Annotated in this window: 9 protein-coding genes; 6 read left to right on the forward strand and 3 right to left on the reverse strand. The window is 72.1% G+C overall.

Annotated elements, in window-relative coordinates; translation table 11 throughout:
• Positions 1 to 140 precede the first annotated feature (140 nt).
• From B085_RS0136080 to B085_RS0136105, 6 genes are all read left to right on the forward strand, one after another.
• Complete coding sequence (locus tag B085_RS0136080) at positions 141 to 2,138, forward strand: alpha-1,4-glucan--maltose-1-phosphate maltosyltransferase (RefSeq protein ID WP_018563463.1); 1,998 nt, start codon at positions 141 to 143, stop codon at positions 2,136 to 2,138.
• Positions 2,135 to 3,835, forward strand: coding sequence for a maltose alpha-D-glucosyltransferase (treS, locus tag B085_RS0136085; protein WP_018563464.1), 1,701 nt, complete (start codon positions 2,135 to 2,137; stop codon positions 3,833 to 3,835). The genes B085_RS0136080 and treS overlap by 4 nt, the downstream gene beginning before the upstream one ends.
• A gap of 272 nt (positions 3,836 to 4,107) precedes the next feature.
• On the forward strand, positions 4,108 to 5,565 hold the full coding sequence (locus B085_RS0136090; RefSeq protein WP_018563465.1) for a maltokinase N-terminal cap-like domain-containing protein: 1,458 nt from the start codon (positions 4,108 to 4,110) through the stop codon (positions 5,563 to 5,565).
• 37 nt (positions 5,566 to 5,602) lie between these two features.
• Positions 5,603 to 8,224, forward strand: coding sequence for a 1,4-alpha-glucan branching enzyme (gene glgB, locus B085_RS0136095; RefSeq protein WP_018563466.1), 2,622 nt, complete (start codon positions 5,603 to 5,605; stop codon positions 8,222 to 8,224).
• Positions 8,225 to 8,409: 185 nt separating this feature from the next.
• The gene (locus B085_RS0136100; RefSeq protein WP_018563467.1) at positions 8,410 to 9,306 is read left to right on the forward strand and encodes a DUF4231 domain-containing protein; all 897 of its coding nucleotides are present in this window, start codon (positions 8,410 to 8,412) and stop codon (positions 9,304 to 9,306) included.
• 48 nt (positions 9,307 to 9,354) lie between these two features.
• On the forward strand, positions 9,355 to 10,236 hold the full coding sequence (locus B085_RS0136105; protein WP_106435120.1) for an alpha/beta fold hydrolase: 882 nt from the start codon (positions 9,355 to 9,357) through the stop codon (positions 10,234 to 10,236).
• Positions 10,237 to 10,243: 7 nt separating this feature from the next.
• Here B085_RS0136105 and fxsT read toward each other — a convergent pair whose 3' ends face one another.
• The 3 genes from fxsT to B085_RS0136120 all read right to left on the reverse strand — a co-directional run bounded on the left by fxsT (position 10,244) and on the right by B085_RS0136120 (position 16,395).
• Positions 10,244 to 14,161: an FxSxx-COOH system tetratricopeptide repeat protein gene (gene fxsT, locus B085_RS0136110; RefSeq protein ID WP_026251808.1), complete on the reverse strand. Its 3,918-nt coding sequence runs from the start codon at positions 14,159 to 14,161 to the stop codon at positions 10,244 to 10,246.
• A complete protein-coding gene (locus tag B085_RS0136115; protein ID WP_051102251.1) occupies positions 14,145 to 15,488 on the reverse strand; it encodes a TIR-like protein FxsC in 1,344 nt (447 codons plus the stop codon). Before B085_RS0136115 ends, fxsT begins: the two co-directional genes overlap by 17 nt.
• A gap of 121 nt (positions 15,489 to 15,609) precedes the next feature.
• Positions 15,610 to 16,395 (reverse strand): aminoglycoside N(3)-acetyltransferase, encoded by a 786-nt coding sequence (locus B085_RS0136120; RefSeq protein ID WP_018563471.1) that lies wholly within the window; start codon positions 16,393 to 16,395, stop codon positions 15,610 to 15,612.

The raw sequence follows: 16,395 nt of genomic DNA on the forward strand, positions 1-16,395 counted from the left end.
CCTCCCACACCACAACTCGTATCCGCCCACCCGAGTGAACGCGGACAGGAGCGGTCATGCCCACAGGCAGGCATCCGAAGGAGCAGATAAAAAGAGCGGAAGGTACCCGTCCGGCCACCCGCACAAACTGGTGAGGCGCAATGATCGGTCGTATCCCCGTCCTGGACGTCCGCCCGCTGGTCGACTGCGGCCGCCGCCCCGCCAAGGCCGTGGTCGGCGAGACCTTCCAGGTCACCGCCACGGTGTTCCGCGAGGGACATGACGCGGTGGCGGCCAACGTGGTCCTGCGCAGCCCCGCGGGACGTTCCGGGCCACGGATCCCCATGCGCGAACTCGCCCCCGGCACCGACCGGTGGGGCGCCGAGGTGACCCCGACCGCGGAGGGCCGCTGGACGTACACGGTGGAGGCCTGGAGCGATCCGGTGGCCACCTGGCGGCACCACGCGGACATCAAGGTCCCCGCGGGCATCGACACCGAACTGGTCCTCGCCGAGGGGGCCGAACTGCACGAGCGCGCGGCGGCCGGGGTACCCAAGAAGGACGGCCGCGCCGTGGTGCTGGCCGCCGCCGACGCCCTGCGCGACACCTCCCGCACCCCCGCCGAGCGGCACGCCGCCGCCCTCACGGCCGACGTGGTGGAGGTGCTCGGCCGGCACCCGCTGCGCGACCTGGTCAGCGCCTCCCGTCCGGCGGCCCTCCAGGTGGAGCGGCAGCGTGCGCTGTTCGGGTCCTGGTACGAGATGTTCCCCCGGTCCGAGGGTGCCGTGGTGGACCCCACGGGCCGGCGACCACCGAGGTCCGGCACCTTCCGCACGGCGGCCGAACGGTTGCCGGCGATCGCCGCGATGGGCTTCGACGTGGTCTATCTGCCACCCGTCCACCCGATCGGCGCAGCGTTCCGCAAGGGGCCGGACAACACGCTCGACCCCGGGCCGCACGACGTGGGCTCGCCCTGGGCGATCGGCTCCGCGGAGGGCGGCCACGACGCCGTCCACCCGGACCTCGGCACGATCGAGGACTTCGACTTCTTCGTGGAGCGGGCGCGCGAGCTGCGGCTGGAGATCGCCCTGGACTTCGCGCTGCAGTGCTCCCCCGACCATCCGTGGGTCGGCAAGCACCCCGAATGGTTCACCACCCGGGCGGACGGCTCGATCGCGTACGCCGAGAACCCGCCGAAGAAGTACCAGGACATCTACCCGATCGCCTTCGACGCCGACTTCGGCGGCATCGTGCAGGAGACCGAGCGGGTGCTGCGGCACTGGATGGACCACGGGGTGCGGATCTTCCGGGTCGACAACCCGCACACCAAGCCGGTGGTCTTCTGGGAGAAGGTCATCGCCGACATCAACCGCACCGACCCCGACGTCATCTTCCTGGCGGAGGCCTTCACCCGTCCGGCCATGATGCACACCCTGGCCCAGATCGGCTTCCAGCAGTCGTACACCTACTTCACCTGGCGCAACGGCAAGCAGGAACTGACGGAGTACCTGACGGAGCTGTCCGGCGAGGCCGCGAGCTACATGCGGCCCAACTTCTTCGTCAACACCCCGGACATCCTCCACGCCTATCTGCAGCACGGCGGCCGCCCGGCGTTCGAGGCGCGTGCGGTCCTGGCGGCGACGCTCTCCCCCACATGGGGGGTGTACGCCGGATATGAGCTCTGTGAGAACGCGCCGGTGCGCGAGGGAAGCGAAGAGTACCTACACTCGGAGAAGTACGAGCTCAAGCCCCGCGACTGGGCGGCAGCCGAGGCCGACGGCCGTTCGCTGGCTCCGCTGCTCACCACGCTGAACCGGCTGCGACGCCGTCACCCCGCGCTCCAGCAGCTACGCGATCTGCGCTTCCACCCCGTGAACAACGACGCGGTGCTGGCGTACTCCAAGCGCTCGGGCGACGGCAGCGATGTCGTACTGGTGGTCGTCAACCTGGACCCGCACCACACCCAGGAGGCGACCGTCTCGTTGAACATGCCGGAACTCGGCCTCGCGTGGCACGAGTCCACCCCGGTGCGCGACGAGCTCACCGGCGAGACCTACCACTGGGGCAGGGACAACTATGTGCGCCTCGAGCCGGGCCGTACGCCCGCGCACATCCTCACCCTGCGACCTACTCCATCGACAGGAGGGTCACCCACTTGATCGTCAACGAACCCGTACCTGACACGTTCGAAGACACCCCGGCCAAAGACCGGGATCCCGACTGGTTCAAGCGGGCCGTCTTCTACGAAGTCCTCGTACGGTCCTTCCAGGACAGCAACGGCGACGGCATCGGCGACCTCAAAGGGCTCACTGCCAAACTGGACTATCTGCAGTGGCTGGGCGTCGACTGCCTGTGGCTGCCGCCGTTCTTCGCCTCGCCGCTGCGAGACGGAGGCTACGACGTCGCCGACTACACGGCCGTACTGCCGGAGTTCGGCGACCTGGCCGACTTCGTGGAATTCGTGGACGCCTCCCACCAGCGCGGGATGCGGGTGATCATCGACTTCGTCGTCAACCACACCAGCGACCAGCACGAGTGGTTCCAGCAGTCCCGCACGGACCCGGACGGCCCCTACGGCGACTACTACGTCTGGGCGGACGACGACAAGCAGTACCAGGACGCCCGCATCATCTTCGTCGACACCGAGAGCTCCAACTGGACCTTCGATCCGGTGCGCAAGCAGTACTACTGGCACCGCTTCTTCTCGCACCAGCCGGACCTCAACTACGAGAACCCCAAGGTCCAGGAGGAGATCCTGGCCGCCCTGCGGTTCTGGCTGGACCTCGGCATCGACGGCTTCCGGCTGGACGCGGTGCCGTACCTGTACCAGGAGGAGGGCACCAACTGCGAGAACCTGCCGCGTACCCATGACTTCCTGAAGATGGTCCGCGAGGAGATCGACGCCCACTACCCGGACACGGTGCTGCTCGCCGAGGCCAACCAGTGGCCCGAGGACGTGGTCGACTACTTCGGCGACTACGCCAAGGGCGGCGACGAGTGCCACATGGCCTTCCACTTCCCGGTCATGCCGCGCATCTTCATGGCGGTGCGCCGGGAGTCGCGCTACCCGGTCTCGGAGATCCTGGCCAAGACCCCGGCGATCCCCGAGAATTGCCAGTGGGGCATCTTCCTGCGCAACCACGACGAGCTGACGCTCGAGATGGTGACGGACGAAGAGCGCGACTACATGTACGCGGAGTACGCCAAGGACCCGCGTATGCGGGCCAACATCGGCATCCGGCGCCGGCTCTCCCCGCTGCTGGACAACGACCGCAACCAGATCGAGCTCTTCACCGCGCTGCTGCTCTCCCTGCCGGGTTCGCCGATCCTCTACTACGGCGACGAGATCGGCATGGGCGACAACATCTGGCTCGGTGACCGCGACGCCGTGCGCACCCCCATGCAGTGGACCCCGGACCGCAACGCGGGCTTCTCCTCCTGCGATCCGGGCCGGCTCTACCTGCCGACCATCATGGATCCGGTCTACGGCTACCAAGTCACCAACGTCGAGGCGCAGATGAGCTCCCCGAGCTCGCTGCTGCACTGGACCCGCCGGATGGTGGAGATCCGGAAGCAGAACCCGGCCTTCGGCCTGGGCTCGTACACCGAACTCCCCTCCACCAACCCGGCCGTCCTGGCCTTCCTGCGCGAGTACAAGGACGACCTCGTCCTGTGCGTGAACAACTTCTCGCGCTTCGCCCAGCCCACCGAGCTCGACCTGCGGTCCTTCACCGGCAGGCATCCCGTCGAGCTGATCGGCGGGGTGCGCTTCCCGGCCGTCGGCGAATGGCCGTACCTGCTCACCCTCGCCGGTCACGGCTTCTACTGGTTCCGGCTGCGCCGCGACGCGGTGTAGGCGGTCCCCGCCGGGTGACGGCGACCCGGCGGCCCGGCACGGTTTCGTGCCGGGCCGCCGGGGCAGGCTCCCCCTGCCGGATCCAGCGTCATATCGGATGCTGTACGGGCCCTTGTCCCTCGTACGCCAAGTACGCCAAGTACGCCAAGTACGCCAATTGATCCACCGGCTCGGATGATATTCGTCCGACACGTCCCACTCGTCGGACCATCGCCGCAGCACGCCCCTTCACTTAGGGAACCAGCAGGCCCGGCACCCGAGGAAAGGACGTCATGTCGGACACCTCGTGGCTTCGCACCTCCGCAGTCCGGTCGGGGACCACCGTGCCCCCGGCGCCGGGGCTGCTCTCCGCGCTCGTCCCGATGCTGCGGGAGTGGCTGCCCCGGCAGCGGTGGTTCGCCGGGAAGGGACGGCCGATCAGCGGCTTCGGACTGGTCTCGGCCACCGAGCTGCTGCCCGCCGACGGGCGGCTGGGCACCCCCGGACTGCTCCATCTGCTGCTCGACGTCCACCACGACGTGCAGGAGCGGATGCCCGGGACCGGGCGCGGGCAGCCGGCCGACACCTATCAGTTGCTGCTCGGCACCCGGGCACTGCTGCCGCCCGCGCTCGCCCCCGCCCTCGTCGGGCACGCCGTCGGCGGCCCCCTGGACGGCCTGACCATCTACGAGGCGCTGCACGACCCGCGTCTGACGTCCCTGCTGCTGGAGCGGCTGCGCGCCCCCGGCCGCACCGGGCACCTGCGCTTCGGTTCCGAGCCGGCCGCGGCGATCCCGGCGGGGCTGGCGCCCCGGCTGTCCACCGCCGAGCAGTCCAACAGCTCGGTCATCTACGGCGACACGTTCATCCTCAAGCTGTTCCGGCGGATCGCCCCGGGCCCCAACCCCGACCTGGAGCTCTCGCTCGCCCTGGCGCGGGCGGGCTCGCGGCGGGTCCCGGCGCCCGCCGCCTGGTTCGAGGCGCTCGGCCTCTACGACGAGCCCGCCACGCTCGGCGTGCTGCAGCGTTTCCTGCCCGGTTCGGCCGGGGCGTGGGAACTCGCCCTGCAGGCGGTGGAGGACGGCACGGACTTCTCCGGCGAGGCGCGCGCTCTGGGGCGCGCCACCGCGGAGGTCCATCTGGCGCTGGCCCGCGCCCTGCCGACGAGCACCCTGCGCCGTCCGCAGATCGAACTGCTCGCCGCCGCGATGGCCGGACGGCTGGACGCCGCCGCGGCGGCGGTGCCCGCCCTGCGGCCGTACCGCGCCGCGCTGAGGACCGCCTTCGACGACCTCGCGGCGCTCGGCACGCGCGGCACGACGCTGGCCGCGCAACGCGTCCACGGCGACCTCCACCTCGGTCAGGCCCTGCGCACGGGGCCCGGAGGGTGGGTTCTCATCGACTTCGAGGGCGAGCCGGCCCGGCCGCTGGCCGAACGCCGCCGTCCCGCGCCCCCGGTGCAGGACGTCGCCGGGATGCTGCGCTCCTTCGACTACGCCGCCCGGCACCACGACCCGTCCGCCCCCGGGGCGCCCGAATGGGCGGAGACGCAGCGCGCCGCCTTCTGCGCGGGCTACGCGGAGGCCGCCGGTACCGATCCGAGGGACGAGCCCGTCGTCATACGAGCCTTCGAGACCGACAAGGCCGTCTACGAAGTGCTCTACGAGGCCAGGCACCGGCCCGCCTGGCTGCCCATCCCCATGGCCGCGGTGCGCCGTCTCGCGCAGCCGCCGCACGGCCGCACCCCCTGACCGGGCACCCCCACGCCCATCCGAGGAGGACCTGATCGTGACCGATCGCCAGCCGTTCCCCGACGCCACCCCCGGCCCGGGCGGGAACGGGAGGGCCCGCGCCGCACGTCCCGCACGCGGCAGCGGGTCCGAGGGCTCGGCTCCCCCGCCGCCCCCCGCAGCCCCGCCGAACCCGCCGGCCCCGGCCACCCGGCCGCAGAAGGCGGCCGGCGCGAAACCCGCCCGCGGTGGCAAGGCCTCCGGTGCGCAACCCGCGGCCGAGGGCGCCGGCCCGGCCGCCGCGGGCCACCCGCGACCGGACGCGTCCGGCTCCTCCGAGGCCGTCGCGCGGGGCTACGACCCCGCCGGGTCCCAACGCCCGCCCGCCTCGGGCACGGCCCCGCGCACCGCGCCCCCCGCGGGGGTCGGCCACCAGGCGCCGCCGCCCGCGCCCGAGGTCGCTCCGGCCGCGGGCCCCGCAACCGGTGACGTTCCGCCGGCCCCGGAACTCGACCCGGGCGAGCGCCGGCGGCTGCTGGACGGCGCCCACCACGACCCGCACGGGCTGCTCGGCGTCCGCCGCGTGGCGGACGGCCTGGCCTTCCGGGCGCTGCGGCCGTACGCGCGCAGCGTGGCCGTCGTCACCGGCGACGGGACGCGGACGGTGCTGAACCACGAGGGCGACGGGCTGTTCAGCGGGGTGCTCCCGCTGACGGAGGTCCCCGAGTACCGGCTGGCCGTCGCCTACGACGGCGAAGAGCGCGAGGTCCACGACCCGTACCGCTTCCTGCCCGCGCTCGGCGAGTTCGACCTGCACCTCATCCACGAGGGGCGGCACGAGCAGCTGTGGCGGGCGCTGGGCGCCGAGCCGATGACCCACGAGGGCGTCACCGGCACCCGGTTCACCGTGTGGGCCCCCAACGCCCGCGGGGTGCGGGTGGTCGGCGACTTCACCTACTGGGACGGCACCGCCTTCCCGATGCGCTCGCTGGGCTCCTCCGGCGTGTGGGAGCTGTTCCTGCCCGAGGTCGGCGAGGGCCGGCGCTACAAGTTCGAGGTCTGCGGCGCGGACGGCGGACGGCGGCTCAAGGCCGACCCGATGGCCCGCCGTACCGAGGAGCCGCCGGCCACCGCCTCCGTGGTCACCGCGTCCCACCACGAGTGGCAGGACTCCGACTGGATGGCCTCGCGCGGCAGCCTGCCGGTGCACGAGGCGCCCTTCTCCGTGTACGAGGTGCACCTCGCCTCCTGGCGGCCGGGGCTGTCCTACCGCGAACTGGCCGAGCAACTGCCGGCCTATGTGCGCGATCTGGGCTTCACGCACGTGGAGCTGATGCCGGTCGCCGAGCACCCCTTCGGCGGCTCGTGGGGCTACCAGGTCACCTCGTACTACGCCCCGACCGCCCGCATGGGCACCCCGGACGACTTCAGGTACCTGGTGGACGCGCTGCACCGGGCGGGCATCGGCGTCATCATGGACTGGGTGCCGGCCCACTTCCCCAAGGACGACTGGGCGCTGGCGGACTTCGACGGCACCAACCTCTACGAGCACCCCTGGCGCGGGGAGCATCCCGACTGGGGGACGCTGGAGTTCGACTTCGGCCGCACCGAGGTCCGCAACTTCCTGGTGGCCAACGCGGTTTACTGGTGCGAGGAGTTCCACATCGACGGGCTGCGGGTGGACGCGGTCGCCTCGATGCTCTACCTCGACTACTCGCGCGAGGACGGCCAGTGGGCGCCGAACTCCTACGGCGGCCGCGAGGACCTGGACGCCGTCGCCTTCCTCCAGGAGATGAACGCGACCGTCTACCGGCGCTGCCCCGGTGTGGTCACCATCGCGGAGGAGTCCACCGCCTGGGACGGCGTCACACGTCCCACCCACCACGTCGGCCCGGCCGGCTTCGGCGGGCTCGGCTTCGGCCTGAAGTGGAACATGGGCTGGATGCACGACTCGCTGGAGTACGTCCAGCACGAGCCGGTGCACCGCAGGTACCACCACAACGAGATGACCTTCTCGATGGTGTACGCCTACAGCGAGAACTACGTCCTGCCGATCTCGCACGACGAGGTCGTCCACGGCAAGCGCGCGCTGGTGGCCAAGATGCCCGGCGACTGGTGGCAGCAGCGCGCCACCCACCGCGCCTACCTCGGCTTCATGTGGGCCCACCCGGGCAAGCAACTGCTGTTCATGGGGCAGGAGTTCGCCCAGGGCGCCGAATGGTCCCACGACCACGGGCCGGACTGGTGGCTGCTCGACGAGACCTACTCCGCGGCGGGCGACCACCGCGGCGTAAGGGACCTCGTCCGGGACCTCAACACCCTGTACCGGGCCACACCGCCGCTGTGGCAGCGCGACACCACCCCGGACGGCTTCGCCTGGCTCGACGGCGGCGCCGCCGAGGACAACGTCTTCTCCTTCGTCCGCCTGGACGCGGGCGGGAACCCGCTGGTCGCGGTCAGCAACTTCTCGCCGGTCGTCCGGCACGGCTACCGGATCGGCGTGCCGGACGGGGTGGAGGCACTGCGGGAGGTGCTGAACACCGACGCCGCCGCGTACGGCGGGAGCGACGTCACCAACGCCGAGCCGCTGAAGTCCGAGCCGGTCGCCTGGAACGGCCGCCGCCAGAGTGTGCAGTTCACGCTGCCCCCGCTGGCCACGGTCTGGCTGCGCCCCGCCTGACCGGAGGGCACGACGACGCGATGTCGCCCGCCCGCACCACGCCAGGTGCGGGCGGGCGCCGCCCGCGCGAGCAAGGGGCCCGTTGGGAGCGGGAGTTCGGCCGGACGCCTACTGGGCGGCCACCCCCCTGCGCGCCCATACTGAGGTGACTGCGGGATTCGGCGAGTACCGGGGGGCCGCTGTCGATGGTGAACGAACGGGAGTTGCTGTCGGACCTGTTCTGGGGCGCCGACCGGGCTTCGCTTCGGGGCCAGTTGCAGACCGTACGGCTGTCGCGCCGCCAGCTCGGCCTGCTCACGGCGGCCTCCGTCTTCAGCTCGTTCGACGCGACCGCGGGCCGCCTGCACTGGGCCTCGTGGCTCGCGGCCGTCATGTTCGCGTTCGCCGCGTGGACGACCTGGGTGATCCACCGCCACAACCCGCAGGGCCTCTGGTACGAGGGCCGGGCGCTGGCCGAGTCCATGAAGACGCTCGCCTGGAAGTACTCGGTGCGGGCCGACCCCTTCACGCCACCCGGCGACAAACGCGACCCGGACGCCCTGTACCGGCTGCAGCTCGGCGACGTCCTGCACACCTTCCGCCGCAGCAGGGCGCTGCCCCCGCACGTCGACTCGGGCATCACCCCGGCGATGCGGCGGCTGCGCGACGCACCGCTGCGCGTGCGCCACGACGTGTACCTGCGGGAGCGCATCCGGGTGCAGCACGAGTGGTACACGGTCAAGGCGGCCCGCTGCGAGGTGAACGGGCGCCGGGCGGGACGCCTGGCGATGACGTTCCCGCTGCTCGGCATCCTGTTCCTGGTCCTGCGGGCGGGCGGCTGGTCCCCCTTCGACACCCTGGGCTTCGTGTCGGCCATCACGGCCTCGGTCGCCGCCTGGGCGCAGCTGCGCCAGTACAGTCCGCTGGCCGCGGCGTACCGGGTGGCGGCGGACGAGCTGGAGCTGATCCGGGTGCAGCTGGCGTCGCTGGACCTGGACGACCCGCACGCCGAGCACCTGTGGTCCCAGCTGACCCGCGACGCCGAGGACGCGGTGTCCCGGGAGCACACCACCTGGCAGGCGAGGCGCGAGATGCGGGTGTGAGGGACGGACCGGAGGACACACGAGAGGGGGCCGCTCGGAGTGCGTGTGGTGCGGGCGAGGGACGGTCGGGAACTGGCGGTGGAGACCCGGGGCGATCCGCGGGGCAGACCCGTGTTCCTGCTGCACGGCACCCCCGGCAGCCGGCTCGGCCCGGTGCCGCGCAGTGCGGTGCTGTACCGGCTGGGGGTGCGGCTGATCTCCTTCGACCGGCCCGGCTACGGCGGTTCCGAGCGGCTGCCGAACCGCCGGGTCGCGGACGCCGCCGCCGACGTCGCGGCGATCGCGGACGCCATGGGCCTGGACGCCTTCGCGGTCGTCGGCCGCTCGGGCGGCGGTCCGCACTCGCTGGCCTGCGCCGCGCTGCTGCCGGACCGGGTGAGGCGGGTGGCGGTGCTGGTGGGGCTCGCGCCGCGGGACGCGCGGGGGCTCGCCTGGCACGCGGGGATGACCCGGTCCAACGTCCGTGACCACACCACCGCCGACGCGGCGCACCGGCGGCTCGCCGCCCGGCTGGAACTGCGCTCCCGCACCATCCGCGACGATCCGGCCAGCCTGCTCGCCCTGCTCCGCGAGGAGATGCCGCTGCCGGACCAGCTGGTGATCGCGGACGCGGGCCTGCGCACGATGCTGCTGCGCACCTACGCTGAGGCGCTGCGCACCTCGGCCGACGGCTGGATCGACGACACGATGGCGTTCAACCGCGGCTGGGGGTTCGGCCTGGACCGCATCGCGGTGCCGGTGCTGCTGTGGCACGGCGAGGACGACGTGTTCTCGCCGGTGGCGCACTCCCGCTGGCTGGCCGAGCACATCCCCGGCGCGACCATGGTGGTGCAACCGGGGGCCGCGCACTTCGCGGCCCTGTCGGTGCTGCCCCGCGTGCTGGCCTGGGCGGCCGCCGGGGACGGCCGGGAACGGTCCGTGCCCGCCTGACCGCCGCTCACACCGGCTGCGGCTCCAGGTCCCGGTTGACGCGGTACCACTCGCGGGCGGCCCGGCTGAGGGGGTGCTCCTCGCCGAGCAGCCGTACGCACTCCGGGAGCACCCGGCCGCGGATCGCTTGCGCCCGTGCGTGCCGGCCGGACTGCCGCAGGGCGTAGGCCAGGTTGATCTCGCAGGCCAGGGCGTCCGGGTGCTCGGGTCCGTAGCGCTCGGTGATGCCGCGCAGGGCGGTCTCCAGCAGGGTCACGGCCCGCTCGCTGTCGCCGAGTTCGCCCGTGGCGTTGCCCAGGTTGATCATGCAGTTGAGGGTGTACGGGTGGCGGGGTCCGACGGCCCGCTCCAGCCGCGCCAGGGTGTCGTTGCCGACCGCCACGGCCTCCTCGGCGTTGCCGCTGCCGCGCAGGTAGATGGCGAGGTTGTTGCGGCAGGCCAGGGTGAACGGGTGGTCGTCGCCGAGCATCCGGCGGTAGGAGGCGAGGGCGTCGGCGGCCAGGTCGCGGGCCTTCTCCTTGTCGCCGGCGGCCGAGTAGTCGGCGGCGAGGTTGAGCGCGCAGGCGAGCGTGTCGGGCACGTCGGGCCCGTACCGCTCCAGGTAGCGGTCGTAGGTCACCTGGGTGAGCCGCATCGCCTCGGCGGCCCGGCCCGCCTTGCGCAGCGAGACCGCGAGGCTCTTGGCGTTGCGGAGCGTCTCGGGCACGTCGGGGTTGAGGACGTCCTGGAAGACGTCCATCACCTCTTCGAGCATCGCCACGGAACCGGTGTAGTCGCCGACCTCCCGCAGGTCGCGGGCGAGATTGGCCTTGGTGGACAGGGTGTACGGGTGGCGGTCGCCGAGCATCGGGGTACGCCGGTCCACGGTCTCCTGGTCCAGGCGGCGGGCGAGTTCGGAGTCCCCGGTGAGCCGGTAGTCGATGGCGAGGTTGTTGGCCGCGACGAGGGAGCGCGGGTGCTGTTCGCCGAAGATGTCCTTGAATCCGGCGTAGATCTCCTCGTCGCGTTCCCTGGCCTCCTGGAAGAGGCCGAGTGCCCGCAGGTCCGCGGCGAGGCTGCCGCCGGTGATCAGCGTGTGCGGGTGGCCGGCGGGCAGCAGTGAGGTCTGCCGGGCCAGGGTGTCCTCGTCGTACCGCCGCGCCTCCGGGTACTTGCCCTGCGAGCGGAGCACGTTGGCGAGCTCGAACTGCAGGTTGAGGGTCTGCAGGTCGTCCTCTCCGAGGGACTGCTTCCACACGCCGAGCAGTTGCTCGGCCAGCAGCCGCGCCTGCTCCAGCTCGCCGCTCTTCCACAGGTAGCGGACGCGGTTGACCAGCAGCTGGCGCGGCTTCTCCTCACGGCACTCCTCGGCCTGCGACGGGGCGAGGTGCGGCCAGATCAGCTCGAACCCGGGCCAGTTCGCCGGGTCGTTGATGGCGTCCTCCGGCGGCCGGGCCTCGGCGAGGATGCGGTGCACCTCGTGCATCGTCTCCTGCCGGTCGTCCTCGGTCATCTCCGCGCGCACGGCGGCCTGCACCAGCCGGTGCACCTGGATGCTGCTGTCGGCCGGGTCGACCTTGGCCAGGGCGAAGCGGTTCAGCGCCTGGATGACCTTGCCGAGCATGTAGCGGTCGCGCAGCTCGCGGTCGTGGGGCAGCAGCGCCTGGATCATGGAGTCGCTCTCGATCAGGGTCATCGAGATCGGCTCGGCCGCGAAGAACGCGCACAGCTCCAGCAGCCGGACGGCGGCCTTGGACTGGTTGCGCAGCCGGCTGATGGAGATGCTCCAGGTCGCGCCGACCTCCCGCGGGTAGCCGGCGGCGGTGGTGACCGACAGGGCCTTGGTGGTCTGCTCCTTGAGCTGGTGCACATAGACGTCGACGGGGGTGGCGGTCTCGGCGAGCCACGCGGCGGCCACCTCGACGGCCAGCGGCAGGTCACCGACCGCCTCGGCCACCTGCCCGGCGTCCTCCCGGGTCATGCCGCCGACCCGGCGGCGCAGGTGCTCCACGCTCTCCGAGCGGTTGAAGACCTCGATCTCCAGCGGCTCGGTCGGTCCCGTCGGCGGCTTGTTCCGTGCGGTGACCACGATGTGGCCGCGCCCACCGGGGAAGAAGCGGCGTACCCGCTCGGGGTCCTCGACGTTGTCGAAGACCAGCAGCCAGCGCGCGAAGCGGGTGCCGGCGGCCAGTTCCTCGCGGGCCGCCTCGGCGGCCTCGGACACGCTGTCGCCGACGCGCAGTTCCAGACGGCGGGCGAGTTCGGCGAGGGAGGGCGCGATCCGGTCCTCCTGCTCCGCCTCGATCCACCACACCAGGTCGTAGTCGGCCTTGAAACGGTGCGCGTACTCCAGCGCCACCTGCGTCTTGCCGACGCCGCCGAGGCCGTGGAGGGTCTGCGGGAAGGGCTGGACGGAGGGGTTGCCGCCGCCCAGGCGGTCGCGCAGCCGGTCCAGGACGGTGGAGCGACCGGTGAAGAAGGTGTTGCGGGGCCGCAGGTTGGACACCTTGGGGTCGCCGACGGGGTAGCGCGGGCCGCCGGCCATGGCGGTCGGGTTGAGGTCCGCCTCGTCCCGGCCGAGGGCGCGCAGCAGGGTGGTGGCGGCCGCGGAGTGGTCGAGCCGCACCAGGCTGACCGGGCTCCGCTGGGCCAGCGGCGGGCCGGGGCGTACGTCGCCGACCCGGATCGGCATCAGTTGGTGCTGCAGGCCCGAGGGGTCGGTGCCCGCGCTCGACTCCCACACGCGCATGGCCCGCCGGGAGCGCAGGTAGGCGGCGGACAGCACGACGAGGGTCCGGGACGAGGCTCCGGCCACGGCGGGCTGATCCGCGGGGGCGGTGTGCGTCTCCACGTCCCAGGGGACGACCCGGAAGCCGGCCCGGGTCAGGATCCACTCGATCCAGTCCGCCCACATGCGGTCCTCGGGCACGTAAGCCAGCACCAGCCCGGACGGCGGGACGGGCCTGCGGCGGGTGAACTCCGCTGCCCAGCGCAGCCGTTCGGACTCCGCGATCGGGGGCAGCGAGGTCACCGAGCCTCCGGAGACCACGGAGGTGAGGCGTTCGCAGGCCGACAGCATCGAACTGGACAGGCCCGGGGCGTCCCCGAAGGTCGCCAGGATCTCCTCGTAGGCGTAGAAGGGGCGGTACGGGATCTCCACCGACCCCCAGTAGGAGACGCGTTCGTCGTCGTCCATCCCGGCCGGCAGCCCCTCGAACCGGGCGCGGGCCAGGGCCCGTCCGGCGTCCGCCTTCTCCTTCTCCCCGTCGTCGATGCGCATCGGCACGGGGAAGATGCGGATTCCGCGGCCGTTGTAGCGCTCCTCGATGTCGCGGGCGACGGCGGAGGCGCCGTAGATGCTCTGGTCGCTGAGGGTGAAGCAGACCACCAGCTCGTCGGGCATGTGGACGGTGCAGATGTCGGCGATGTCGCTGAGCCCGGTGCGGCTGTCGATGAGGACGTAGTCGTAGTGGCGGCGCATGTCCGCGCGCATGGCGTCCAGGAACTGGCCGCCGCCGAAGCGGTCGTAGAAGACGTCCCAGTCGATGCCGGTGAGCGCGGTGGAGTAGTTGCGGTCCTGCCGGCCGGCGGACAGGTAGTCCAGGCTGCCGCCGTCGGGGAAGGCCCAGTTGAGGGAGATGGCGTGCGGGCGGACCCTGGCGAACTGGCGGTGCCAGTCGGGCGGCCGCGGCACGTCGCGCAGCGCCTCCTCCCGGTACTCGGTGATCAGGTCGATCATGCCGGTGGTGGCCGCGAGCGCGGAGGAGTCGAGGAAGGGGTGGAAGAAGCGGAAGAGGCCGGGGGCTTCCAGGTCCCAGTCCACCGTCAGCACCCGGTGGCCGTTCGCGGCGAGGATCCAGGCGGTGTTCGCCAGGGCCATGGTCCGTCCGGTGCCGCCCTTGTACGAGTAGAACGTGATCACACGTCCGTTACGGCTCTCGGTCATCCTGGCCCTCCGGCTTGTCGGGTTCAGTGGTGCCGCGGTCGTCGTGCAGGCCGTGCGGGGAGGAGCGGTCGGATCCGTACGCCCCGGCGGACGGACCCCGGAGCCTGGGGCGGGAGCTGTGCGGGCCCCGGGGCGGGAAGGCCGGGGCGTGGGCGGCGTAGTGCTTGGCCGCGCGTCCCACGGCCCTGGGCACGTCGTCGCTGAAGACCTCGAGGCTCGGGATGTTGTTGCGCACGAAGCGCCCGCCCGTACCGTCCGTGCGGCTGGGGTCGAGGGCGTCGTCGGCGAGGCGGCGCAGGTTCTCCTCGTGGCCGTTGGACTCCGGGTCGGCACGGTTCCACGGCACCAGGACGCTGACCCAGGGGCGGTGCTCGCTGCCGAAGCGGCTGAGCATCTCACGCCGTTCGGCCGACTCCAGGGCCCAGCGGTCGAGCAGCAGCAGCCCGGGGGCGGTGGGGGTGGGGTCCAGCAGGCGGTCCAGCTCCTCCTCGAAGACCCCCACGCTGACGCGGTAGTCGAGGTTGCGCGCCAGGTCGGCGGCGTGGTCGGCCAGCGGCCGGCTGCTCTGCGGGCGGTAGGGGTTCCAGTCGCGCGGCGAGGGCCCGTAGCAGGTGGGGCTGCGGCCCGCGGGCAGCTCCTCGGTGTCGCAGCAGGCGAGCACCGTCACGCGCAGCGGCCGGCTGGCACCCGGGGGGCCGAAGGCGCTGGGGACGTGGTGGTAGTCGAGGTGGCGCCCTTTGGCGATCTTGGTGTCCTCCACGACCTGCACGATGCGCTGGGCGAGGCGGTAGACGGCCCGCTCGTACTCGTGCTTGAGGTAGCTGAGCTTGATCAGCCCGTAGAAACCCTCGGCGGCGTAGTCCTCGCCGAAGTCCGCGTGGTTGAACTGCAGTCCCTCGGCCGGGCCCGGCATGTCGTTCGCCGCGACCGGCACCCACAGCGCGGGCACGATGCCGGATATCTGGCGGTCGTGCAGGGACCGGTGGTAGACGGCGCGCTGCGAGAAGGCGTACCACTCCTTGCCGCACTGCTGACTGCGGAAGTAGCGGGGCGAATAGAGCGGGACGAACACCCGGCAGTGCGCGAGCGCCTCGGCGAGCGATTCGGGCCAGCCCTCGCCGACGTTCATCCCCCGGTCCATGAAGCCCGCCCGCACCCCGGCGGGCAGCGTCGTCATCTGCAGGATGTGCGCGCACAGGTCGTTGTAGAGCTTGGCGACCCACAGGTCGGGGTCGGGGTCCGAGGGGTCGTTCCTGGGGGTGTGCGCATAACTGAGGAAGAAATAGGGCTTGTCCGAGGCGTCTCCCTGCCCCACGGGTAATGCCATGCGCCATCTCCCCCGCCCGACCTACACGACCCCGCTCCACCCCTCGTGAGGGAATCTCAGTGTAGGAACCGCCGATTCTCCGGCGGAATAGCGCATGACCATCATTTTTGCGCGGATCAGGTCAACGGCCGTTGTTCACGAGCCACTTGGCGATGACATCCACCGCGTCGGCGATCGGCACCAGATGGCAGGAGGCGTCGCCGACCGGGCCGTCCAGCACCGCGCACCCGTTCGCGACCACCGGGACCATCCCCGGGAAGTGCCGGTCGTCGATGTCGGGCGCCTCGAAGTGCACCCATTCCCCGCCGCCGTCCTCCGTGCGCACCAGGGCCCGGTACGGGCGGTCCGGCGGCGGGACGGCCCGGTAGTCGGCCAGGTGGTAGGCGGTGCAGACCCACAGGTCCACGCCGATCAGCAGGGCGCGGGCCCGCAGGTCGTAGAGCCGGGCGGTGGGCGAGTCCTCACCGAGGTGGCTCTCCAGCGCGTGGGCCTCGGTGACGAAGCTCGCGGCCGGGCCGAAGGCGGTGAAGGAGGTGTGCGGGTGCGCACTGCGCAGTGCGCCCGGGAGCAGCCGCACCTCCTCCGCGAGCCGCCCCACGCTGGGCGACACGGGGGTGGTCAGCGGGTCGAAGGGGGGCATCGACTCGCGGTAAGCGGCCAGTTCCGCCTCGTCCATGCCCTCGGTGCGCTGCCGGTCCACACGGGAGGTGACCGAGTTCTCCGGCGTCGCCGCGTACGCGACCAGGGTGCCGTGGTCGCCCAGCACCGCCCGCAGGGCCGCGACCACGGTGCGGCCGCCGCCCTCGACCGGGCCGAGCGCCTTCAGTGAGCCCTGGACGAGCAGCACCTCCCCCGGTTCGACGCCCAGCGCGCGCAGATCCCGGGTCAGGCTTCTCAGCGTGTGCAC

This window comes from Streptomyces sp. BoleA5 (assembly GCF_000373665.1).
Lineage (GTDB): Bacteria > Actinomycetota > Actinomycetes > Streptomycetales > Streptomycetaceae > Actinacidiphila.